This is a genomic window from Micromonospora sp. NPDC051196, from assembly GCF_040682415.1.
Classification (GTDB): domain Bacteria; phylum Actinomycetota; class Actinomycetes; order Mycobacteriales; family Micromonosporaceae; genus Micromonospora.
Genome location: NZ_JBFBAY010000013.1, coordinates 54,156 through 75,307, shown reverse-complemented (window position 1 = coordinate 75,307; position 21,152 = coordinate 54,156). Strand labels below are relative to the sequence as shown.

General features: G+C 71.5%; 24 protein-coding genes and 1 riboswitch. Of the genes, 12 read left to right on the top strand and 12 right to left on the bottom strand.

Annotated elements, in window-relative coordinates; genetic code table 11:
- Nucleotides 1-21: 21 nt before the first annotated feature.
- From AB0M35_RS22915 to AB0M35_RS22885, 7 genes are all read left to right on the top strand, one after another.
- Nucleotides 22-279, top strand: a complete 258-nt coding sequence (locus tag AB0M35_RS22915; RefSeq protein ID WP_363747693.1) for a hypothetical protein — start codon at nt 22-24, stop codon at nt 277-279.
- A 68-nt stretch (nt 280-347) separates the two neighbouring features.
- Complete coding sequence (locus AB0M35_RS22910) at nt 348-1,298, top strand: metal ABC transporter substrate-binding protein (RefSeq protein WP_363747691.1); 951 nt, start codon at nt 348-350, stop codon at nt 1,296-1,298.
- Nucleotides 1,295-2,059 carry an ABC transporter ATP-binding protein gene (locus AB0M35_RS22905; RefSeq protein WP_363747690.1) on the top strand — a complete coding sequence of 255 codons (765 nt, stop codon included), beginning with the start codon at nt 1,295-1,297 and terminating at the stop codon, nt 2,057-2,059. Before AB0M35_RS22910 ends, AB0M35_RS22905 begins: the two co-directional genes overlap by 4 nt.
- Nucleotides 2,056-2,925 carry a metal ABC transporter permease gene (locus tag AB0M35_RS22900; protein WP_363747687.1) on the top strand — a complete coding sequence of 290 codons (870 nt, stop codon included), beginning with the start codon at nt 2,056-2,058 and terminating at the stop codon, nt 2,923-2,925. Before AB0M35_RS22905 ends, AB0M35_RS22900 begins: the two co-directional genes overlap by 4 nt.
- Nucleotides 2,926-2,962: 37 nt before the next feature.
- Entirely contained in the window at nt 2,963-3,262 is a 300-nt protein-coding gene (locus tag AB0M35_RS22895; RefSeq protein WP_093407467.1) for a metalloregulator ArsR/SmtB family transcription factor, read from the top strand.
- Between the two features lie 55 nt (nt 3,263-3,317).
- Nucleotides 3,318-3,716 (top strand): transcriptional repressor, encoded by a 399-nt coding sequence (locus tag AB0M35_RS22890; protein WP_363747685.1) that lies wholly within the window; start codon nt 3,318-3,320, stop codon nt 3,714-3,716.
- A 192-nt stretch (nt 3,717-3,908) separates the two neighbouring features.
- The gene (locus tag AB0M35_RS22885; RefSeq protein WP_363747683.1) at nt 3,909-4,517 is read left to right on the top strand and encodes a hypothetical protein; all 609 of its coding nucleotides are present in this window, start codon (nt 3,909-3,911) and stop codon (nt 4,515-4,517) included.
- Nucleotides 4,518-4,636: 119 nt separating this feature from the next.
- On the opposite strand, the gene AB0M35_RS22880 is transcribed toward AB0M35_RS22885, so the two are convergent.
- The 4 genes from AB0M35_RS22880 to AB0M35_RS22865 all read right to left on the bottom strand — a co-directional run bounded on the left by AB0M35_RS22880 (nt 4,637) and on the right by AB0M35_RS22865 (nt 7,763).
- Complete coding sequence (locus tag AB0M35_RS22880; protein ID WP_363747681.1) at nt 4,637-5,137, bottom strand: DUF6328 family protein; 501 nt, start codon at nt 5,135-5,137, stop codon at nt 4,637-4,639.
- A gap of 114 nt (nt 5,138-5,251) precedes the next feature.
- Nucleotides 5,252-6,082, bottom strand: coding sequence for an alpha/beta hydrolase (locus tag AB0M35_RS22875; protein WP_363747679.1), 831 nt, complete (start codon nt 6,080-6,082; stop codon nt 5,252-5,254).
- A 26-nt stretch (nt 6,083-6,108) separates the two neighbouring features.
- Complete coding sequence (locus AB0M35_RS22870) at nt 6,109-6,825, bottom strand: TIGR03943 family protein (protein WP_363747677.1); 717 nt, start codon at nt 6,823-6,825, stop codon at nt 6,109-6,111.
- Nucleotides 6,822-7,763, bottom strand: a complete 942-nt coding sequence (locus AB0M35_RS22865) for a permease (protein WP_363747802.1) — start codon at nt 7,761-7,763, stop codon at nt 6,822-6,824. Before AB0M35_RS22865 ends, AB0M35_RS22870 begins: the two co-directional genes overlap by 4 nt.
- Nucleotides 7,764-8,094: 331 nt before the next feature.
- Nucleotides 8,095-8,200: riboswitch (TPP riboswitch) on the top strand.
- A 68-nt stretch (nt 8,201-8,268) separates the two neighbouring features.
- Here AB0M35_RS22865 and AB0M35_RS22860 point away from each other — a divergent pair.
- The 4 genes from AB0M35_RS22860 (at nt 8,269) to gndA (ending at nt 13,620) form a co-directional block, all read left to right on the top strand.
- Entirely contained in the window at nt 8,269-8,859 is a 591-nt protein-coding gene (locus AB0M35_RS22860; RefSeq protein WP_363747675.1) for an ECF transporter S component, read from the top strand.
- A gap of 113 nt (nt 8,860-8,972) precedes the next feature.
- The gene (locus AB0M35_RS22855; RefSeq protein WP_363747673.1) at nt 8,973-10,514 is read left to right on the top strand and encodes an ABC transporter ATP-binding protein; all 1,542 of its coding nucleotides are present in this window, start codon (nt 8,973-8,975) and stop codon (nt 10,512-10,514) included.
- Complete coding sequence (locus tag AB0M35_RS22850; RefSeq protein WP_363747671.1) at nt 10,511-11,284, top strand: energy-coupling factor transporter transmembrane component T; 774 nt, start codon at nt 10,511-10,513, stop codon at nt 11,282-11,284. Before AB0M35_RS22855 ends, AB0M35_RS22850 begins: the two co-directional genes overlap by 4 nt.
- Before the next feature lie 890 nt (nt 11,285-12,174).
- On the top strand, nt 12,175-13,620 hold the full coding sequence (gndA, locus tag AB0M35_RS22845) for an NADP-dependent phosphogluconate dehydrogenase (RefSeq protein WP_363747669.1): 1,446 nt from the start codon (nt 12,175-12,177) through the stop codon (nt 13,618-13,620).
- 57 nt (nt 13,621-13,677) lie between these two features.
- Here the strand turns inward: gndA and AB0M35_RS22840 are convergent, their stop codons facing one another.
- From AB0M35_RS22840 to recO, 3 genes are all read right to left on the bottom strand, one after another.
- Nucleotides 13,678-13,863 carry a hypothetical protein gene (locus AB0M35_RS22840; protein WP_363747667.1) on the bottom strand — a complete coding sequence of 62 codons (186 nt, stop codon included), beginning with the start codon at nt 13,861-13,863 and terminating at the stop codon, nt 13,678-13,680.
- A gap of 65 nt (nt 13,864-13,928) precedes the next feature.
- Nucleotides 13,929-14,705 carry an isoprenyl transferase gene (locus AB0M35_RS22835; RefSeq protein ID WP_327027006.1) on the bottom strand — a complete coding sequence of 259 codons (777 nt, stop codon included), beginning with the start codon at nt 14,703-14,705 and terminating at the stop codon, nt 13,929-13,931.
- 111 nt (nt 14,706-14,816) lie between these two features.
- On the bottom strand, nt 14,817-15,683 hold the full coding sequence (gene recO / locus AB0M35_RS22830) for a DNA repair protein RecO (RefSeq protein WP_363747666.1): 867 nt from the start codon (nt 15,681-15,683) through the stop codon (nt 14,817-14,819).
- A 125-nt stretch (nt 15,684-15,808) separates the two neighbouring features.
- On the opposite strand from recO, the gene AB0M35_RS22825 reads away from it, so the two are divergent.
- Complete coding sequence (locus tag AB0M35_RS22825) at nt 15,809-16,639, top strand: DUF4097 family beta strand repeat-containing protein (RefSeq protein WP_363747665.1); 831 nt, start codon at nt 15,809-15,811, stop codon at nt 16,637-16,639.
- Here the strand turns inward: AB0M35_RS22825 and AB0M35_RS22820 are convergent.
- The 5 genes from AB0M35_RS22820 to ybeY all read right to left on the bottom strand — a co-directional run bounded on the left by AB0M35_RS22820 (nt 16,626) and on the right by ybeY (nt 21,148).
- Nucleotides 16,626-17,801 (bottom strand): acyltransferase, encoded by a 1,176-nt coding sequence (locus AB0M35_RS22820; RefSeq protein WP_363747664.1) that lies wholly within the window; start codon nt 17,799-17,801, stop codon nt 16,626-16,628. The two genes, AB0M35_RS22825 and AB0M35_RS22820, sit on opposite strands and share 14 nt — an antisense overlap.
- A gap of 225 nt (nt 17,802-18,026) precedes the next feature.
- Nucleotides 18,027-18,926 (bottom strand): GTPase Era, encoded by a 900-nt coding sequence (era, locus tag AB0M35_RS22815; protein WP_363747662.1) that lies wholly within the window; start codon nt 18,924-18,926, stop codon nt 18,027-18,029.
- Nucleotides 18,923-19,300, bottom strand: coding sequence for a cytidine deaminase (locus AB0M35_RS22810; protein WP_327024526.1), 378 nt, complete (start codon nt 19,298-19,300; stop codon nt 18,923-18,925). Before AB0M35_RS22810 ends, era begins: the two co-directional genes overlap by 4 nt.
- The gene (locus AB0M35_RS22805; RefSeq protein WP_363747801.1) at nt 19,293-20,699 is read right to left on the bottom strand and encodes a hemolysin family protein; all 1,407 of its coding nucleotides are present in this window, start codon (nt 20,697-20,699) and stop codon (nt 19,293-19,295) included. The genes AB0M35_RS22810 and AB0M35_RS22805 overlap by 8 nt, the downstream gene beginning before the upstream one ends.
- A complete protein-coding gene (gene ybeY / locus AB0M35_RS22800) occupies nt 20,675-21,148 on the bottom strand; it encodes an rRNA maturation RNase YbeY (RefSeq protein ID WP_363747660.1) in 474 nt (157 codons plus the stop codon). Before ybeY ends, AB0M35_RS22805 begins: the two co-directional genes overlap by 25 nt.
- Nucleotides 21,149-21,152: the final 4 nt, after the last annotated feature.

The following is a 21,152-nucleotide window of genomic DNA, read 5'->3' as shown; positions in this document are numbered from 1 at the left end:
CCTCCTCGTAGAGTCTGTGGGATGCAGCGTACGCAGCGCCGGATCGCCGGCCGCCTGGCCCGGGCCAACCCGACGACCGTGTTCCTGGTCACCCTGCTCCTGGTGCTGGTCGCGTTCTTCACTCCGGGTTGGCCGGGCGGGCTGTTCACCCTGCTGCTCGCCGCCGCGGTGGCCGCCCTGCTGGTGACGACCTGGCCGGTGCAGACGCCACCGACCCGGGTGATCCGGTTGCTGGTTCTGACCCTGCTGGTCACCGCCGGCCTGGTGAAGCTGCTGTGATCCACCTGCCCTGACATGCAACTATGCGTTTTTGACAATCATTGTCGTTGTCGCGGAGAGTCGTTGACATGACCTTCCGCACCGCCCCCCGAGTCCTGGCCACCGCCACGGCCGCGCTGCTCGCCCTGGCCGGCGTCGCCGGCTGCACCACCGACGACGCAGCCGGCGCCGACCCGGAGCGGGTCGACGTGGTGGCCGGCTTCTACCCCTTGCAGTTCCTGGCCGAGCGGATCGGCGGGGACGCCGTGGCGGTGACCAACCTGGCCCGTCCGGGGGCCGAGCCGCACGACCTGGAGCTGAACCCACGCCAGGTCGGTCAGATCATCGACGCGGAGCTGATCGTCTTCCTGAACGGTTTCCAGCCCGCGGTGGACGAGGCGATCGAGCAGAACGGCGGTGACCGCGCCTTCGACGTGGCCGCCGTCGAGCCTCTGCTGGACGCCACTGCCGGTGGCCATGACCACGGCGACGAGCATGCCGACGAGGTGTCCGACGGCGCGAAGGACCCGCACGTCTGGCTCGACCCGACCCGGCTGGCCACCATCGGCGACAAGCTGGCCGAACGGCTCGGCGCGGTCGACCCGGAGCGGGCCGGCGAGTACACCCGGCGGGCCGCCACCCTACGCACCGAGCTGGAGCAGCTCGACACCGAGTTCACGGAAGGGCTGAAGACCTGCCAGCGCCGGGAAATCGTGGTCAGCCACACCGCGTTCGGGTACCTCACGCAGCGCTACCAGCTGGAGCAGATCGGCATCACCGGCCTCTCGCCCGAGGACGAGCCGTCGCCGCAGCGACTGGCCACGGTCACCGAGGAGGCCCGCGAGCACGGCGCCACCACGATCTTTTTCGAGACGCTGGTCAGCCCGAAGGTCGCCGAGACGATCGCCCGGGAGGTGGGCGCGCAGACCGCGGTGCTCGATCCGTTGGAGGGCCTGTCCGCTGAGAACGGCGGGCAGGACTACCTTTCGGTGATGCGTACCAACCTGGAGACCCTTCGGACGGCGTTGAGCTGCTCGTGACACCTGAAGTCATCACCGTCACGCACGGGGTGGTCGGCTACGACGGTCGCCCCGTGCTGCGGGACGTCTCGCTGACCGTGTCCGCCGGTGAGGTGGTCGCGATCCTCGGCGCCAACGGTTCCGGCAAGTCCACCCTGATCCGCGCCGTACTCGGGCTGGTCCCGCTCAGCTCCGGCTCGGTCACCCTCTTCGGCGAGCCGGCGAGCCGGTTCCGCCAGTGGCACCGCATCGGGTACGTCCCGCAGCGCCTCGGTGCGGGCAGCGGCGTACCGGCCACGGTGGCCGAGGTGGTCGCCTCCGGCCGGCTGGCCCGTCGGGGCGTACTGCGGCCACCGGGGCGCGCCGACCGGGCGGCCGTCGCCGAGGCGTTGCGCGCCGTCGGGCTCGCCGACCGGGCGAAGGACCCGGTGGCCACCCTCTCCGGCGGACAGCAGCAGCGCACCCTGATCGCCCGCGCCCTGGCCGGCCGGCCCGAGCTGCTGGTGCTCGACGAGCCCACGGCCGGGGTGGACGCCGCCAGCCAGGAGGCGTTCGCCGAGGCGCTGCGCGCCTTCGTCGACGGCGGCGGCACCGTACTGCTGGTGGCTCACGAACTGGGTCCGCTACAGCCGCTGATCAGCCGGGCGGTCGTCGTACACCAGGGTCTGATCGCGCACGACGGCGCGGTGCCGGAACCGGCCGGGCACCACGCGGCGCCCGACCACGACCACGTGCATCCGCACTGTCCCGAGGAACCCGCCGGACTGTGGGGCACACCATGAGTCTCTTCCAGTACGAGTTCATGCTGCGCGCCCTGATGGGCGCGCTGGTCATCGGCCTGGCTGCGCCCGCGCTCGGCATCTATCTGGTGCAGCGGCGGCTCGCGCTGATCGGGGACGGCATCGGGCACGTGGCGTTGACCGGGGTCGGCGCCGGCCTGCTCTTCGGCACCTCCCCCGTGATCATGGCGGTGATCGCGGCCGTCATCGGTGCGGTCACCATCGAGTTGATCCGCGAACGTGGGCGTACCTCCGGCGACCTGGCGCTGGCCCTGCTCTTCTACGGCGGCATCGCCGGTGGCGTGGTGCTGGTAGGACTGTCCGACAGCACCAGCGCGAACCTCAACGCGTACCTGTTCGGGGCGCTGACCACGACCTCCCCGACGGATCTGGTCACCATCGCGGTGCTCGGCGTGGCGGTGCTGATCACGATGATCGCGCTGCGGCCCGCGTTGTTCGCGGTCTGTCAGGACGAGGAGTACGCCCGGGTCTCCGGCCTACCGGTGCGCGCCCTGAACCTGCTGCTGGCCGTCACCACCGCGATCACCGTGACGATCGCGATGCGGGCGGTCGGCGTACTGCTGATCAGCGCGCTGATGGTGGTGCCGGTGGCCACCGCCCAGCAGGTCACCCGGGGTTTCCGCGCCACCATGGCGGCGGCGATGGCGCTCGGTCTGTTCGCGGCCGGTGCGGGCATCTGGCTGGCGGCGGTCGCCGACACCGCCCCGGGCGCCTCGGTGGTGGTGCTCGCGATCGCATCCTTCGTGGTGGTCACCCTGCTCGCCGCCGGCTGGCGCCGGATCCGCCGGACGCGGCCGGAGCCGGAGCCCGCACCGGAGCCACACGAGGTGGTGCTCGGCGGATCCTGACCACCCCGGCCTTCCCGGTATTGGTTACCGTTACAGAGTGACCAGCGGATCCGGCTACGACGCGTACGAGGGCGCCAGCGAGCTCCTACGTGCCCTCTCCGCGCCGATCCGGCTCGCCATCGTCAGCGAACTGGCCGGTGGCGAGCGCTGCGTGCACGAGTTGGTCGACAAGCTCGGCGTCGCCCAGCCGTTGGTGTCCCAACATCTGCGGGTGCTGCGCGGCGCCGGTGTGGTGCGCGGTTCCCGGCGCGGCCGGGAGATCGCGTACACCCTGGTCGACGAGCATGTCGCGCACATCGTGGCCGACGCGGTCAGCCACGCCGGGGAGGGATCATGAGCGAGCGGAGCAGCCGGCTCGGTGCGGCTGTGTCTCAGCGAAGCGGAGTGCCGTCATGAGTGACAGTGGTACGGCGGTCCGCAACACCCGACAACGCTCGGCGGTGAGTGCCCTGCTGGCCGAGCTGGCAGGCTTCCACAGCGCCCAGGATCTGCACGCGATGCTGCGGGAGCGCGGCGAGCGGGTCGGTCTGACCACGGTCTACCGGACCTTGCAGGGCCTGGCCGACGCAGGCGAGATCGACGTGATGCGCCCGCCGGGCGGTGAGCACCTCTACCGCAGGTGCAGCCAGGGACACCACCACCACCTGGTCTGCCGGGCCTGTGGCCGCACAGTCGAGGTCGCCGGCCCCACCGTGGAAACCTGGGCCGACAAGGTCGCCGCCCAACACGGCTTCACCAACGTCAGCCACACCCTCGAAATCTTCGGCACCTGCCCCACCTGCACCCCCTAACCCCACCCCCCTCCCCACCCCCCTCCCACCCCCACCCCCGCCCTCGCCGTCGCCCCTCGCCCGCCCCGTCGATCTTGCACTTTGTGTCGCCGCGAAGGCCGCGAAAGGGGCAGGTCGGCGACCGAAAGTGCAAGATCGACGAGGGCTGGGCGGGTGAGGCGGAGCCGGGTCAGGCGTGGCAGGGTGGGCGGTGTGAAGATCTACGCTGATCGTTTTCCGGTCGCACTCCGACAGCTGCTCACCGATCTGCTCGTCGTCGCCTGGGTGTACGTGGCGATCCGGGGGGCGCTGTGGTTGCACGACCTGGTGCAGCGGCTGGCCGTACCGGGGCAGAAGCTGGAAGGGGCCGGTGGTGGGCTGGCCGACAACCTGGCCGAGGCCGGCGGAAAGGTCGGCCGGGTGCCGCTGGTGGGCGACGAGTTGACCGCGCCGTTCGAGCGGGCGGCCGACGCGGCCCGCTCGCTCGCCGAGGCCGGACGCGACCAGCAGGAACTCGTCGATCAGCTGGCCCTGGCGCTGTCCGTCGGGATGCTGATCGTGCCGCTCGGGCTGGTGGTCTTCGGCTGGCTGCCGCTGCGGGTGCGCTGGATGCGTCGGGCCGCCTCGGCGGCGGCACTGGCCGCCGCACCCGCCGGCCGGGACCTGCTCGCGCTGCGCGCCCTGGCCACTCAGCCGCTCGGCAAGCTGACCCGCATCCATCCGGATGTCGCCGAGGCGTGGCGTCGCGGCGATGAGTCCACTGTGGAAACCCTGGCTGCGCTGGAGTTGCGACAGCTCGGCCTACGACCGCGCGGCCGCTGACAGCAGCTGGCCCGATGGCCTCCATCCCCAAACGATAGATAGGTGATGGGCCTGCGGGCGGCAACTGACGGGCAGACAGGGTGCGGGGGTACGCCCGATCAGGCGCACCCCCGCACTGCTCAGTCGTTGGACAGGCCGCTGGGGTCTTCGTCGTCGTCGATGTCGTCGTCGCCCCAGTTGCGCCGGGAGAACGGCAGGATCAGCCAGAAGGTGAGGAACCAGAGCCCGGTAACCGCGCTGAGCAGGAAGGCGATCGGCCGGGCGAGCACGAAATCGGTGATCAGCAGGACCGAACTGACCATCGCGATCAGCATCAGGGCGAGGCCGCCGGAGGCCATCCGGTGCGCGAACCGTACAAGTTCCGGCTTACGCCCCTGACGGAACAGCGCCCGGTGGAATGCCACCGGCGAGATGATCATTGCGGTGGCACCGGCCGCCGCGAGCAGGGCGACGATGTAGACGTCCCGCTGGAACGGCGTGGTGTCGTCGAAGCCGTTGCTGAACGGCAGGGTCAACAGGAAGGCGAAGAGGATCTGTACGCCGGTCTGCGCCACCCGCAATTCCTGCAACAGGTCGGCGAAGTTGCGCTGCCATCGCTGCTTCTCGGTTTCCTTGGACACCGCTGACCTCCGGGGGTACGGCACGCCGTCGGCGCGATTCGGCGACGGCGGCAACGCTGATTGCCCCACCGCCGTCGTTCCGAAACCGCCTGCGACAGCAGCCGCCCGCCGTACTCAGCCGACGGAACGCACCCGGGCCACGATGGCCTCGGCCAGCCGGGTCGGCACCTCGTCCGGGATCCAGTGGCTGACCCCGGCCAGCTCGACGAAGCGGTAGTCCCCACGCACGTGGCCGGCGCAGGCCTCGGCAGCGGTACGCCCGATCGCCACGTCCCGGTCGCTCCACACGAAGGTGGTCGGCACGGTCACCGGGCCGGTCGCCGCCAGGTCCGCCCGGGACATCGCCCGGTACCAGTTCAGCGCCGCGGTCAACGCGCCGGGTTCGCGCATCGGTTCGGCGTACGCGGACACCCGCGCCGCGTCGCCGACGCCGCGCAGCATCCGGCGCAGCCCTCGGGCCCCCAGGGCCAGCAGGGTCTTCTCGGCCACCCCGGGCCGGCGGAACAGCACCATGTACGCCGAGCGCGCCTTCTGCTGCGAGTCCTCGGCGAGCGCGTACGCCATGGCGGCCGGATGTGGCACGGAGACGGCGGTCAGGGTGCGGACCCGCTCCGGATGACCGGCGGCCAGCGCCCAAGCGACCACCGCACCCCAGTCGTGCCCCACCACGTGGGCGGAGTCGACGCCGAGAGCGTCCAGTACGGCAGCCGCGTCGGCGACCAGTTCCGCCAGCCGGTACGCCTCGACCGCCGCCGGCCGGGCGCCCGGCGAGTAGCCGCGCTGGTCGACCGCGTAGGTGCGCAGACCGGCCACGTGCAGGGTCGGTGTCACGTCGTTCCACTCGCCCGCGTGCTGCGGGAAACCGTGCAGCAGCAGCACCGGTTCACCGTGCTCCGGACCGCCGGCGATGACGTCGAACCGCAGACCTCGGGCGTCGATGTGCATGAACGGCAGCCTACCGAGGTGGACGTTCAGTCGTACTGCTGCTTGGGGGTGGGTATCTGCCGCCAGGACTCGATGTCGAGGTAGGGAATCTCGGCGTCGTTGACCGGGTCACGACCGATCCGGTCGCTGTACCGGCCGATCACCTCGACCCAACTGTCGTCGGGCAGCCCGACGGGGACGTCGCCGGTGAGCCCGAGCTTGACCGGTCGCCCGTCGGCCGCGCAGCAGGACAGCACCATGCGGGCCAGAATGGGTCGGCCGTCCTCGCCGGTGGTGAGGAAGCCGGTCAACTGCACCCGCCGGTCGCCGATCGAGGCGCCCCGGTCGAACAGCGCCCGCGCCGCGTAGTCGAGGACGCTGACCGGTGCGGGATCCCCGTCGGGCAGCGGCGGGTAGTCCGACTGCTGCGGGGCGTTCAACGCGGTGCCGGCCTGGCTGGCCGCGTACGAGCCGAGGGCCGGCGGGGCGACCAGCAGCAGGCCGAGCACCGGCAGGATGAGCAGCCAGCCGACCCGCGGTTCGTGGTGGCCGTGCCCGTCGTGGTCGTCGACGGGTTCACGGGCGGTCGGGCGTAGCTCGTACCACAGGGTCATGATCGCGGCGACCACCAGCAACAGGCCGGCGGCGATCAGGAACGGTCGCAGCCCTTCCTTGACGTAGCGCAGGTAGAGATCGGTGAGGCTGGCCCGCAGCACCGCGCCGCCGAGCAGCAGCAGGACCACCGCCTGCGCCTGCCGGTTCACAACAGCACCGCCCCGACACCGGTGGCTACCAGCAGGGCCACCGCGAACGTGGTCGGCGCGAAGCGGAACGCGAACCGGCGACCGAAGACACCGGCCTGCATCGAGATCAGCTTGAGATCGACCATCGGTCCCACCACCAGGAAGACCAGTCGGGACGTGAGCGAGAACTGCGACAGCGAGGCCGCGACGAAGGCGTCCGCCTCGGAGCAGAGCGAGAGCAGCACCGCGAGTGCCGCCAACGCCAGGATGGACAGCCAGGCGTTGTCCGCGAGGGTCTGCAACCACCGTTCCGGCACCAGCACGTTGATGCTGGCGGCGGCCATCGCGCCGAGGACCAGGAACCCACCGGCGTGGGTGACGTCGTGCCGGACGGCGGCCCAGAAGGCCCGACCGCGGTGCGGGTCGTCCAACTCCGGTCGGCGCGGCATCCTGATCCACTCGGTGCGGCCGAGCCGCAGCCAGAGCCAACCCATCACCATGGCCACCACGAGGCTGGCGACGCCCCGGGCGAGGACCATCTCGGGATTGTTCGGGAAGGCGACCGCGGTGGCGGTCAGCACGATCGGGTTGACCGCCGGTGCGGCGAGCAGGAAGGCCAGCGCTGCGGCCGGGGTGACCCCCCGGCGGATCAGCGAGCCGGCGATCGGCACCGACCCGCACTCGCAGCCCGGCAGTACCACCCCGGCCGCACTGGCCGCCGGCACCGCCAGGGCCGGGTGCCGGGGCAGCGCCCGGGCCCAGAACGACCGGGGTACGAAGACCGCGATCACGGCCGAGAGCAGCACCCCGAAGACCAGGAACGGCACCGCCTGCACCATGATCGAGACGAACACGGTGGTCCAGGTCTGGAGGCGAGGGGTGTCCAGCGCGGCGGCGAGCGGATCCCGAAAGATGATCAGCAGGATCAGCAGGGCGGCCAGCACCTCCACCGAGCCGATCCGGTCGCCGAGCCATCGCCGGGGCGGCCCGGCACCGTCCGGCTGGGGCGGAGGCGCCTCGGTGGCGACGCCGGACGGACGGCCCTGTGGTTCACCGGCCGGCGCGGCGTGGTTCGTTTCTGTGCTCACCCTGTCGTCTCTTCGCCCTGGTGGTTCGGCGGGCTGAGATTACCGTCCGGGACCGGTGACGTCGATGGATGTCACGAAAGCGGGCGGGTCGGCGGGTCGACCCGTACCACCGTGCGGCGCCGACCCGGCCGCACCCGGCGTGACCTGCGTAGATCACATTGCCTGTTGATCTTTAAAGGTGTTAGCGTCGGCGAGACAACTTCACCTCCGACAGGGGAGCGCACAGCGCTGAGAGTGCGGGTTCGCCCGCAGACCCTCCGTACCTGATCTGGGTAATGCCAGCGCAGGGAGTTCGGTCCACCTCCAGCCCGCCACGGCCCGGCGCCGTCGGGCGCGGCGTGCGTCTTACCTGGTTCGACACGGACTGGGAGCAATCATGAGCCAACCAACCACCAACCGGTGGCGCACCATCGACATCGTCGTGGCGGCGGTGATCGCCGTCGGCTTCGGTGTGATCTTCTGGGCCTGGGGCGTGCTCTGGCGGGCCGTCGACCCGGCCTTCGCCTTCTTCCCGGCCAGCCAGGCCGTCATGTACGGCGTGTGGCTGGTCCCGGCGGTGCTCGGCGGGCTGGTGATCCGTAAGCCGGGCGCCGCGCTGTTCTGCGAGGCGGTCGCGGCGACAGTCAGCGCACTGCTGGGCTCGGAGTGGGGCGGTGTCACCATCGTCCAGGGCCTGATCCAGGGCCTCGGTGCGGAACTGGCCTTCGCAGCCTTCCGCTACCGCTCGTTCCGGTTGCCGACGGCGCTGCTGGCCGGCGCGATGACCGGCCTCGGTGCCGCGTTGTTCGACTTCTTCGCCTGGAACGCCGCGTACGAGCTGGTCAGCTACCGGATCCCGTACGCGTTGCTCACCGTGCTCAGCGCCGCCGTGGTCGCCGGTGCCGGCGGCTACGCCCTCACCAGGTCGCTGGCCCGCACCGGCGTCCTGGACCGCTTCCCCGCCGGCCGCGACCGCGCCCTCGTCTGACCCCCCGACCCTGTTGATCAAGAGGTTTGCGTCCGTCAATCCACGGTTTCTGGACGCAAACCTCTTGATCAACGCGACGATCGGCGGGCCACGGTGGGCGGGAAGGGGGCGGGGTGGGCGAGGTGTGGTTGCGGGGGTTCGGGTGGCGGCATGCCGGGCGGCGGGCCTGGGCGGTACGCGGGGTGGATCTGCGGGTACGGCGGGGGGAACGGGTGTTGCTGCTCGGGCCGTCCGGAGCCGGCAAGAGCACGTTGTTGGCCGCGTTGGCGGGGCTGCTGCCCGAGGACTCCGGTGAGCAGGAAGGCACCATCGAGATCGACGGGCGGCCCCCGACCGAAGCCCGCGAACGGGTCGGCATCGTCTTCCAGGATCCGCAGTCCCAACTCGTCATGGCCCGCAGCGGCGACGACGTGGCGTTCGGGCTGGAGAACCGGGGTGTGCCGGCCGCGCAGATCTGGCCCCGGGTCGACGAGGCGTTGCACCGGGTCGGGTTCCCGTACCACCGGGACCGCCCCACGGCGGCGCTCTCCGGCGGTGAGCAGCAGCGGCTCGCCCTGGCCGGTGCGCTCGCGCTGCGCCCCGACCTGCTGCTGCTCGACGAGCCCACCGCCAACCTCGACCCGGCCGGGGCGGACCTGGTCCGCGCCGCGATCGCCCGCGCGGTCCACGACGACACCACACTCATCCTGGTCGAGCACCGGATCGCCGATGCGCTGACGCTGGTGGACCGGGTGGTGGTGCTCGAACCCGGCGGCGGCGTGCGCGCCGACGGCCCGCCGGAGGCCGTCTTCGCCGCGCACGGCGACGCCCTCGCCGCCGACGGGGTCTGGGTGCCGGGCCGGGAATTCCCGCCGCGCCCGGCCGCCGCCCCGGCCGCCGAGGTGCTGCTCACCGCCGACCGGCTCGGCCAGCCGCCCCGGCTGGCCCCCACCGACCTGACCGTACGCGCCGGCGAGGCCCTCGCCGTGCTCGGTCCCAACGGCGCCGGCAAGTCCACCCTCGCGTTGCTGCTCGGCGGGCTGCTCAAGCCGGGCACCGGGCGGTTGTCGGCCAGCACCGACCTGGCCGGGTCCGACGCCCGCACGCCACCGCACCGGTGGCGGGCACCGGCACTGGCCCGTCGGATCGGCTCGGTGTTCCAGGACCCGGAACACCAGTTCGTCACCAGTACGGTCTTCGACGAACTGGCGCTCGGCCCCCGGCGTACCGGCGCCACCGAGGCGGCGGTACGCCGGCGCGTCGACGACCTGCTGCACCGGCTGCGGCTGAACAAGCTGGCGGGGGCGAACCCGTACACCCTCTCCGGCGGCGAGGCGCGGCGGCTGAGCGTGGCCACCGCCCTGGCCACCGCGCCCCGGCTGTTGATCTGCGACGAGCCCACCTTCGGGCAGGACCGGCGGACCTGGCGGGAGTTGGTGGACCTCTTCGCGGAACTGCGCGACGCCGGCCACGGCCTGGTGACGGTCACCCACGATGCCGACTTCGTGGCCGCGCTGGCCGACCGCACCGTGACGCTGCGACCCGTATCGCGAGGCGGCGATGGCCAGAGTGAGCGCGCCGACTCACCGACCCGCCAGCCGGATGACGGAAGCGAGAGTCGGCAGCGGACTTCGCCGCCAGACGGTGCCGGGCCGACGACGGCGGTGCGACGATGATCGACCTCGAACCGGTCGCCCGGCCGAACGCCCCGCTGGCCCGCCGCAACCCGGTGGCCAAGCTGGCGGCGGCGCTGCTGTTCGCGTTCCCGCTGCTGGCGACGTTGGATCCGGTCGCACCGGCGATCGCGCTCGCGGTGGAGTTGGCGGTGCTGCCGTTGTTCGGCCTGCGGTACCGGGTGCTGGCCCGCCGGGCCTGGCCGTTGCTGCTCGCCGCCGGTGGCGTACTGGTCACCCTGGTCCTGTTCGCCACGGACCGGTCGGGACGGGTGCTGCTCGACGCCGGGCCACTCATGGTCACCACATCGGTGCTGCTCACCGCCCTCGGCCTGGTGCTGCGCCTGTTCGCGGTCGCCCTGCCCGGGATCATCGTCTTCGCCACCACCGATCCGACCGACCTGGCTGACGCGCTGGTGCAGAACGCGAAGGCGCCCGCCCGGTTCGCGATCGGCGCACTGGCGGCGTTCCGGCTGTTGCCGCTGCTCGGACAGGAGTGGCAGATGATCGCCATGGCCCGCCGGGCGCGCGGCGTGGAGGCCGGACGCAACCCGTTGGCCAAGCTGCGGCTGTTCATCTCGACCGCGTTCACCCTGCTGGTCGGGGCGATCCGCCGAGGAACCCGGCTGGCGGTCGCCATGGACGCCCGCGGCTTCGACTCCGCCGTCCCCCGCACCTTCGCCCGTCGCCAACCCTTCGGCACCGCCGACTGGCTGCTGCTCATCTGCGCGACAGCACTCTCCGCCACCGCCCTGACCATCAGCATCGCCTAGGCACCTTCCACCCCCCAACCACCTAACCCACCCCACCCCCGCCCTCTCGCTGCGTCGATCTTGCAGTTGTTGCCTCGACGAAAGGGACAATCAGCCCGAAGAGGCGACCAGAACTGCATGATCGACGGCAAGAAGAGGGCGTGCAGGGGTGGGGTGGGGTGGGGTGGGTGGGGTGGGTTAGCTGCGGCGGAAGGCGTGGCGGCGGAGGGCTCCGGCTCGCTGGGGGCGGCCGGAGCTGAATGCCTTGCTCCGGCCTGACCGGGTGGGCGGGACCGGGGTGGGCGGTGGAGCCGGTGCCGATGGGGTGGTGGATTCCGACGGAGTGACGAGTGGCACCGGGGAGGGGAGCGACGCTGGCGGCGTGCGCTGGTCGGCCGGTGCACTGAGATCGGGTGGCGTCAACTTGGGCACATCGGCGGCGGCCCGGGACTTCTTCGATTTACGGCTGGCGGGCAACGAAGCCTCCTCGCTCGGCGGTGTCGACGCGTACGCCGTGCCACCGCCGTCTCTGGTGACCGCCGTGGCGGCGGTCGGGCGGATCAGCGGAAAGGTCGCTCCGGAGCGGCCACGAAGGACGCCGCCGAGACGGCGGCGAGGGAATGCGTACACACCCGGAGCGCACGGGTCCGCGGCGGCGGGCAGCGGCGGACCGGCTCGAACAAACGGGTGTCAGTAGCGCATGGCCTCACGTTATGCCCCTAGCCGGCCGCCCGCACCCGAATTACCGGTGACCCGGCCGCAATCACCGGCGACCGCCGCGAGCGCCCTGCCCTCAGCTGACGCGCGCTACGCGACCACATGGTGACCAGCAGTGGGGGGATGACGCAGGTTGGCATCGAAGCGCGCTACCGTCGCAGCACTACAGGCAGACGCGGAAGGTGGCGACGAGGATGGCGGATCGGGCTACGGCGCAGATCGGTGTGACCGGGCTGGCGGTGATGGGCCGAAATCTGGCCCGCAACCTGGCCCGCAACGGGTTCACCGTGGCGTTGCACAACCGCTCGCCGGAGCGGACCCGGTCGCTGGTGGCCGAGCACGGCGACGAGGGCACCTTCGTCCCGACGGAGTCCCTGGCGGACTTCGTCGCCGCGCTGGAACGCCCCCGCGCGGTGATCATCATGGTCAAGGCGGGTGGCCCCACCGATGCGGTGATCAACGAGTTGGTGTCGCTGCTGGAAGCCGGCGACATCATCATCGACTGCGGCAACGCGCACTTCGCCGACACCCGACGGCGGGAGGAGGCGCTGCGCGCCAAGGGCCTGCACTTCGTCGGCACCGGTGTCTCCGGCGGTGAGGAGGGTGCACTGTGGGGGCCGAGCATCATGCCCGGCGGCTCGGCCGAGTCGTACCGCAAGCTCGGCCCGATCTTCGAGAAGATCGCCGCGCAGGTCGACGGTGAGCCGTGCTGCCGGCACGTCGGGCCGGACGGCGCCGGGCACTTCGTCAAGATGGTCCACAACGGCATCGAGTACGCCGACATGCAGCTCATCGCCGAGGCGTACGACCTGCTGCGCGCCGGGCTCGGCGCGACGCCGTCGGAACTCGCGGAGATCTTCCGGGAGTGGAACACCGGTGAGCTGGAGTCGTTCCTGATCGAGATCACCGCGGACGTGCTGGCGCACACCGATGCCGCCACCGGTGAGGCGTTCGTGGACGTGGTGCAGGACCGGGCCGAGCAGAAGGGCACCGGTCGGTGGACCGTCCAGATCGCTCTCGACCTGGGCATCCCGATCACCGGCATCGCCGAGGCGACCTTCGCCCGGTCGCTGTCCGGGCACGTCGACCAGCGCGAGGCCGCGCAGCGCACCTACCCCGGCTCCGGGGAGAAGTGGCAGGTCACCGACCGCGAGACGTTCATCGAAGACGTACGTCGGGCCCTGCTGGCCTCGAAGATCGTGGCGTACGCCCAAGGCTTCGACCAGATCCGCGCCGGCAGCGCCGAGTACGACTGGAACATCGACCTGGGCGGCACGGCGAGCATCTGGCGGGGTGGCTGCATCATCCGGGCCCGCTTCCTCGACCGGATCAAGCAGGCCTACGACGAGCAGCCGGAGCTGCCCACCCTGCTGGTGGCGCCGTGGTTCGCCGACACCGTACGCGACGGCGTGCCGAGTTGGCGGCGCGTGGTGGCCGAGGCGGCCCAGGCGGGTGTTCCGACGCCGGCGTTCGCCTCGTCCCTGGCCTACTTCGACGCGCTGCGCGCCGAGCGCCTGCCCGCCGCCCTGATCCAGGGGCTGCGGGACAACTTCGGCGCCCACACCTACCGCCGCACCGACCGCGACGGATCCTTCCACACCCTCTGGGCCACCCCGGACCGCGCCGAGGTCGAGGCCTGAGCCAGCCCTGACGCGCCCTGCCGCCGGACACCGGAGGCAGGGCGCGTCAGGTACGGGTCAGAAGAAGCGGCGACGCCGGGCCTTCTGGGGGCGGAGCAGGTCGGCTCCCCGGGTGAGCATGCGGCTGGCCCCGGACGGGCCGCGCCGCGACTCCAGTGAGTGGCCGAGCCGGCGAGCACCCGCTGCCGCCAACGGAACCGCCACGGCCATCACCGCCCACTGGGCAACACGTTTGCGGATCATGTGGGTTCACCTCCGTCAGTGGCTGCTACCAGTGGTGGTACCCAGTTCAGGCGGACACTATGCGCTCAGGTGGTCGGCGCCACCGGGTTGGGCAGCGCGCCACCGAAGCGGCGGTCCCGCTGGGCGTACAGCTCGCAGGCGTACCACAGATGGCGCCGGTCGAAGTCGGGCCAGAGCGTGTCCAGGAAGACCAGTTCGGCGTACGCACTCTGCCAGAGCAGGAAGTTCGAGGTGCGCTGTTCACCGGAGGGCCGGAGGAACAGGTCCACCTCGGGCACCTCGGGGTGGTACAGGTAGCGCCCGATGGTCTTCTCGGTGACCTTCGCCGGGTCGAGTCGGCCGGCGGCCACGTCCCGGGCGATCGCGGCGGCCGCGTCGGCGATCTCCGCCTGCCCGCCGTAGTTGACGCAGAACTGGAGGGTCAGCGTCGAGTTGCCCCGGGACATCTCCTCGGCGGTCTGCAACTCGGTGATCACGCTCTTCCACAGCCGCCCGGCCCGACCGGACCAGACCACCCGCACCCCGAGGTCGACCAGCTGGTCCCGGCGGCGGCGGATGACGTCCCGGTTGAACCCCATCAGGAACCGGACCTCGTCCGGCGAGCGCCGCCAGTTCTCCGTGGAGAAGGCGTACGCGGACAGGTAGGGGATGCCCATCTCGATGGCACCCTCGACCGTGTCGAAGAGGGAGAACTCCCCCGCCTCGTGCCCCTTGGTACGGGGTAGCCCGCGCTCCTTGGCCCACCGGCCGTTGCCGTCCATCACCACGGCGACGTGCTGGGGCACCGCCGCCGGGGGCAGCGCTGGCGGCCGGGCACCCGACGGGTGTGGAGTCGGCGGCACCGGCTCCCGCCGGCCGGTCCTGGTGGATCGGATCACTCGGCTCTCCCTGTTCACACTGTTCCTGGCCGAGATCCACGAGGGACCCGGCTGATCCTGCGACGCCGGTCGGCGTCAGTCCTCGCCGACCGCACCGCCTGGCGGCGGGACAGCATCGGTCACGCCACCACCGGGCGACCGGACCCCGCCGGTCGGCGGGCCCGCAGCGGTCGCCGGGCCACCCCGGTCGACCAGCGGCAGCGAGCGTAGCGTGCGCTCCAGATGCCATTGCAGGTGCGCCGCGACCAGCCCACTGCACTCCCGGCGTACCCCGGCCTCGGTGGCGTTGGCGACCCGCCAGTCGCCGCCGACCAGCGCGGACATCAGGTCGATGGTGGCCGGTGCGGGGTGGGCGGCGCCGGGGGGACGACAGTCCGGGCAGACCGCGCCTCCGGCGGGCACCGAGAACGCCCGGTGCCGACCGGGGGTGCCGCAGACCGCGCAGGCGGTCAGCGCCGGTGCCCAACCGGCCAGGGCCATGCCCCGCAGCAGATAAGCGTCGAGCACCAGGGTGATGGCATGCTCACCCTGGGCCAGCGCCCGCAGCGCGCCCAGGGTGAGCTGGAACAGCCGCAGCGACGGCTCCCGCTCCACCGGGGTGAGCCGCTCGGCGGTCTCGGCGATCGCGCTGGCCGCCGTGTAGCGGGGATAGTCGCCGAGGAACCGCTTGCCGTACAGGTCGATTCCCTCGACCTGGCTGACGGTGTGCAGCGAGCTGCCCAACTCCCCCTTGGGGTCACCGGCGAGTTGCAGGTCGACGTGGCCGAACGGCTCCAGCCGGGCACCGAACTTGGAGGTGGTCCGGCGTACTCCCCGGGCGACCGCGCGCAGCCGGCCGTGGCGCCGGGTGAGCAGGGTGATGATCCGGTCGGACTCGCCGAGTTTCTGTACGCGCAACACCACCGCGTCGTCGCGGTAGAGCTGTCGGCGGTATCCGGCCATCGCGCCATTGTCCCTCCCGGCCCAGCCCCCACCGGCACCCCGGGTCGGATTTCAGGGTCCGCTCGGGGTTCGGGGCGGGCTGACCCGGATGTGCGTGCACCGGCACTGGCGTTAGCGTCCTCCGCATGGCTTCGCACCGGTCCACCACCACCGCTCGGCTTGCTCGTGCCGCTCGACGCGCTCCTGGCCGCCGGGCCAGCACGGCGCTCGCCGCGACGCTCACCCTGATCGTCCTGGCCGGCTGCAACAATCTCTCCTTCCGCCGGCTCGACTTCGACACCACCGAGGAGGCCCGGATCACCACCATCCGGCTGCTGCCGGGCGCCGGTGACGTGACGGTCCGCGCGGACGGCGACCCGGATCGGGTACGCATCAAGCGGGTGGTGCGCTACCAGGGTGACCAGCCGACGACCACGTATGAGATCAAGGGCAGCGAACTGGTGCTCAACACCTCGTGCGGACGTCGGTGCAGCGTCTCCTACGAGGTGGTCTCCGGCGAGGGCATCCGGATCGAGGGCGAGACCCATTCGGGCAACGTCGACCTGAGTCGGGTGGGCCAGGTCGAGGTGAAGGTCGGCTCCGGCAACGTCCGGGTGGCCGGCGCCGCCGGCCCGGTGCGGGTGGAGACCGGCTCCGGCGAGATCGAGGTGTACGACGTGCCGACCCCCGTGGTGCTGCGGGCCGGCTCGGGGAACATCAACGCCACCCGGCTGCGCGGCGAGGTGGACGCGCAGGCCTCGTCGGGCAACGTCACCGTCGAGTTGGAGCGCCCCGCCTCGGCCCGTGCGCACGCGTCCAGCGGTCACGTCGAGCTGCGGGTGCCCAACGGCGCCTACCAGGTGCGGTCCGAGGCGGGTTCCGGCGACGTCGATGTAGCCGTGCCGAACAACCCGTCCGCTTCCCTGGTGCTCGACGTACGCACGGGCAGCGGCGACATCTCCGTCATCTCGTGGTGACGTCCCCGCCCCGCCCACGCTGACCCGCCACGGCGTCCTCGCGGGGCTCGGCGGCCCGGCCACGCGGACCGGGTACGGCTTCCTCACGGGGATCGGCTGCCCGGTCTGGCTCGGCGCCACGGCGGGACCCCGCGTGCTGGCGGGCGGCCGGTACGGCTGGACGGCGTCCGCCGGGGATCAGCTCGGGCGGTCGCTGCGCCGCGACGTCCTCGACCCAGCCGAACAGCGCGGTCACCACGCCCACCAGCAGGAAGACCAGCACCACCCGGATCGCCAGGCCCAGCAGGTCCTGGTGCGACCAGCCGACCACGTCCACCAGCGGGGTGAGCGCCACCACGAACGCCATGTGCCACAGGTAGACGGTCAACGCCCGGCGGTTCAGCACGGTCACCGTGCGGCCGAACAGGGCGCTGCGATCGACCCAGTCCGCACTCGACGGGGCCCGTCCCAGCGCCACCAGGATGAACGCGGCCGACCAGAGGGCGTTGCCGAGCGGGTTGTCGTTCAGGTCGTACCCGCGCGGTCCGGGATGGCTCAGGATCCAGGCACCGCCGGCCGCCGCGAGGGCCAGCACGGTCGGCACCAGCACCCGGTTCGCCAGGCGGCGCAGCATCCCCGCCTGGTGGGCGAAGCCCAGCAGCCAGGCACCGAAGTAGAGCCCGAACTCACGCAGCACGTTGGGCGCGTTCGGGTAGACGCCCAACTCGATCGCCAGCAGCAGGCAGTACGGGGCGACCAGGGTGGGCAGTGGATAACGCCGGAACAGCCAGAGCGCGACCGGTGAGGCGAGCACGAACCAGAGATAGTCCCGCAGGTACCAGATCGGGCTCAGCGCCAACGCACCCCAGTAGTTCGCCGGTGGATCGGCGACCGGGAAGAGCCAGAGCAGCACCTTCGGCGTCAGCGGCAACCCGGTCAACAGCATCGCCGGTACGAAGATCGCGGCCACCACCCACAGCGACGGCAGCAGCCGGCGCAGCCGGCGGCCGACCGCAGCGGGACCGGACCGGTGCAGCGATGTCGCCATCAGCGACCCGGCGAGGGCGAACATCACCGACATCGCCGGAAACAGCAGGGTCAACGACGCCCAACCGGTGACGTGGTAGACGACGACTCGCACGATGGCCAGGAAGCGCAGCAGGTCCAGGTATCGATTTCGCATCAGCCTGCATCTATATCCGGGGGCATAGGTACGTCTATCTACCCTCCGGGTTGAGCCGGTGAAACGCCCAGAGACCCAGCGGGATAGTGAAACTTCCCATATGCCTGACCGGTACCGATCAGTCAGATGCGGCGACAGAAGTCCGGATTACCGGCCGGCACCCTCGCCTGGCCGACACCGAGACCCACCCCGACAGCGCCGGCCCCAAACCGGCGCCGCCCGGGGCTAGAAGCCGAGTTTGCGCAGTTGCTTGGGGTCGCGCTGCCAGTCCTTGGCCACCCGGACATGCAGGTCGAGATAGACCCGGGTGCCCAACAGCTCCTCGATCTGCCGCCGGGCGGCGGTGCCCACGCCCTTGAGCCGGCTGCCCCGGTGCCCGATGACGATCGCCTTCTGGCTGGGCCGCTCCACGTACAGATCGGCGTAGATCTTCATGAGCTGACCCTCGGGGATCATCTCCTCGACCACCACCGCGATGGAGTGCGGCAACTCGTCCCGGACGCCCTCCAGGGCGGCCTCCCGGATCAGCTCCGCGACCAGCACCTGCTCCGGATCGTCGGTGAGCATGTCGTCCGGATACAGCTGCGGAGACTCGGGCAGATAACGTGTCATCACCTCGACCAGCGTGTCCACCTGGTGCCCGGCGACCGCGCTGACCGGCACCACCTCGGCGAACTCGCCCAGCTCGCTGACGGCGAGCAGCTGCTCGGCCAGCCGCTTCTTGTCCACCAGGTCGGTCTTGGTGACCACCGCCAGCACGGTCGCCTTCAACTCGGCCAGCTCGCCGGTGATGAACCGGTCGCCACGACCGATCGGCTCGTCGGCGGGAATGCACAGGCCGATCACGTCGACCTCGCTCCAGGTCTGCCGGACCAGGTCGTTGAGCCGCTCGCCGAGCAGGGTACGCGGCCGGTGCAGACCCGGCGTGTCCACCAGCACCAGCTGCGAGTCCGGCCGGTGCAGCACCGCCCGGATGATGTGCCGGGTGGTCTGCGGCTTGTTCGAGGTGATGGCGATCTTCTGCCCGACGATCGCGTTGGTCAGCGTCGACTTGCCCGCGTTGGGTCGACCGACGAAGCAGGCGAAGCCCGCCCGGTAGGCGCGCGGCGTCGACTCGACGCTCATTCGGTCACCGTGCCCAGCACCGTGCCGTCCGGAGCGGCCACGTGCACCGGCGCGTCGGCAGCCAGGTCGCGTACGGCCGCGTACCCCGCGCCGTCGAGAGTGGACGCCTCGGTGACCACCACGGCGGCCTCCAGCCGGGTGGCACCGGCTGCGGCTGCGGAGGCGACCGCCAGCTGGAGCGCGGTGATCGTCAACGAGGGCAGCGAGACGCTGGCCGCCGCGTACGTACGACCGTCCTGGTCGCGCACTGCGGCACCCTCCACGGCGCCCACCCGGCCCCGAGCCCCCCGGGCCAGGATGACCAGCTTGCCGTCCTCGGCGCTGAGTTCGGAGCCGGCGGGTACGGCGGCCGGTACGGCGGGTGACTCAGGCATCGGCGGGTTGCCTCTCCTCTGATCGGTCGGTGTCGCCTCGGGAGGCGGTCGGCCCACCGCCCGGGTTGTCCTGTGTGTCGGTCGGCTCCACCCGGCGCACCAGCACCGTGTCGATTCGGTTGCGTCGGCCCGTGGTGCCCTCGGCGAGCAGCCGGAGCCCGGCCACCTCGACCTCCGCGCCGGGGATCGGCACCCGGCCGAGGCACTGGGCGAGCAGGCCGCCCACGGTCTCCACCTCGTCATGCGGCAGCTCGGTGTCGAACAGCTCGCCGAGATCCTCCACCGGCAGCCGGGCGGTGACCCGCACCGCACCGTCGGGCAGCTGCTCGATCGGCGGACGCTCGACGTCGTACTCGTCGGTGATCTCGCCGACGATCTCCTCCAGGATGTCCTCGATGGTGACCAGCCCGCCGGTGCCGCCGTACTCGTCGACGACGATCACCAGGTGGTTGCGGGCGGCCTGCATCTCCGACAGCAGATCGTCGACGGGCTTGGAGTCCGGCACGAACGTCGCTGGCCGCATCAACTCGCCCACCGGCAGCTGGCGGTCCTCCGCGGCACCGCCCTGGGTATGCCGGATGAGATCCTTGAGGTAGAGCACGCCGAGCACGTCGTCGACGCTCTCGCCGATCACCGGGATGCGGGAGAAGCCGGAACGCAGGAACAGGGCCAACGCCTGCCCGAGGGTCTTGGTCGATTCGATCCACACCATCTCGGTACGCGGCACCATCACCTCGCGGGCGATGGTGTCACCGAGCGCGAAGACCGAGTGGATCATCTGTCGTTCGCCGTGTTCGACGACGCCTCGCTGCTCGGCGAGGTCGACCAGTTCGCGCAGCTCGACCTGGGTGGCGAAGGGTCCTTCCCGGAACCCGCGACCCGGCGTGACCGCGTTGCCGATCAGGATCAGCAACGACGCCAGCGGGTTGAGCGCTCGGCCGAGCCAGCGGACCAGCGGTGCGGCGAACCGGCCCACGGCGTACGCGTGCTGCCGGCCGAGGGTACGCGGACCCACGCCGACCACGACGAAGCTGACCACGGTCATCGCCCCGGCGGTGGCCAGCGCCGCCCGCCAGCCCGCACCGAAGGTGTCCACCGCGACCAGGGCCACCAGCGTGGTGGCGGTCAGCTCGGCGAGCAGGCGCAGCAGCAGCAGCAGATTGAGGTGACGGACCACGTCACCGGCGATCACCTGGAGAGTGGGGGCGCCCCGCGCACCCTCCCGGGCCAGCTCGGCGGCGCGGGCCGGCGAGACTGCCGCCAGGGCGGCCTCGGTCATCGCGATGAGGCCGCCGAGCACCACCAGCCCGGCGGCGAAGACGAGTAGTTGCAGGTCGGGTAGGCCGGTGGCGGACGCGGCCAGTGAAGTGTCCATCACCGGGAGCGGGTCGACCGCCAGCTCGACAGCAACCGGGCCTGGAGCCCGAACATCTCCCGCTCCTCCTCCGGCTCCGCGTGGTCGTAGCCGAGCAGGTGCAGGACACCGTGCACGGTGAGCAGATGCAGCTCGTCGGCGGCGCTGTGGCCGGCGGTAGCCGCCTGCTTCGCCGCCACCTCCGGGCAGAGCACGATGTCACCGAGCAGGGCCGGCTCGCCGCCGACAGCGGCGTTCTCGCCCGGCCCGTGGTCGATGCTGCCCTCGTCCATGGGAAAGGCGAGCACGTCGGTCGGGCCGTCACCGCCCATCCAGCGATGGTTCAGCTCGGTCATGTAGTCGACGTCGACCAGCAGCACGGACAGCTCGGCGAGGGGGTTTACCCCCATCTCGTCGAGCGCGTGCCGGGCGACGGCCAGCACTGCGTCGGTGTCGACGGCGACACCTGACTCGTTGGCGATCTCGATGGACAACTGT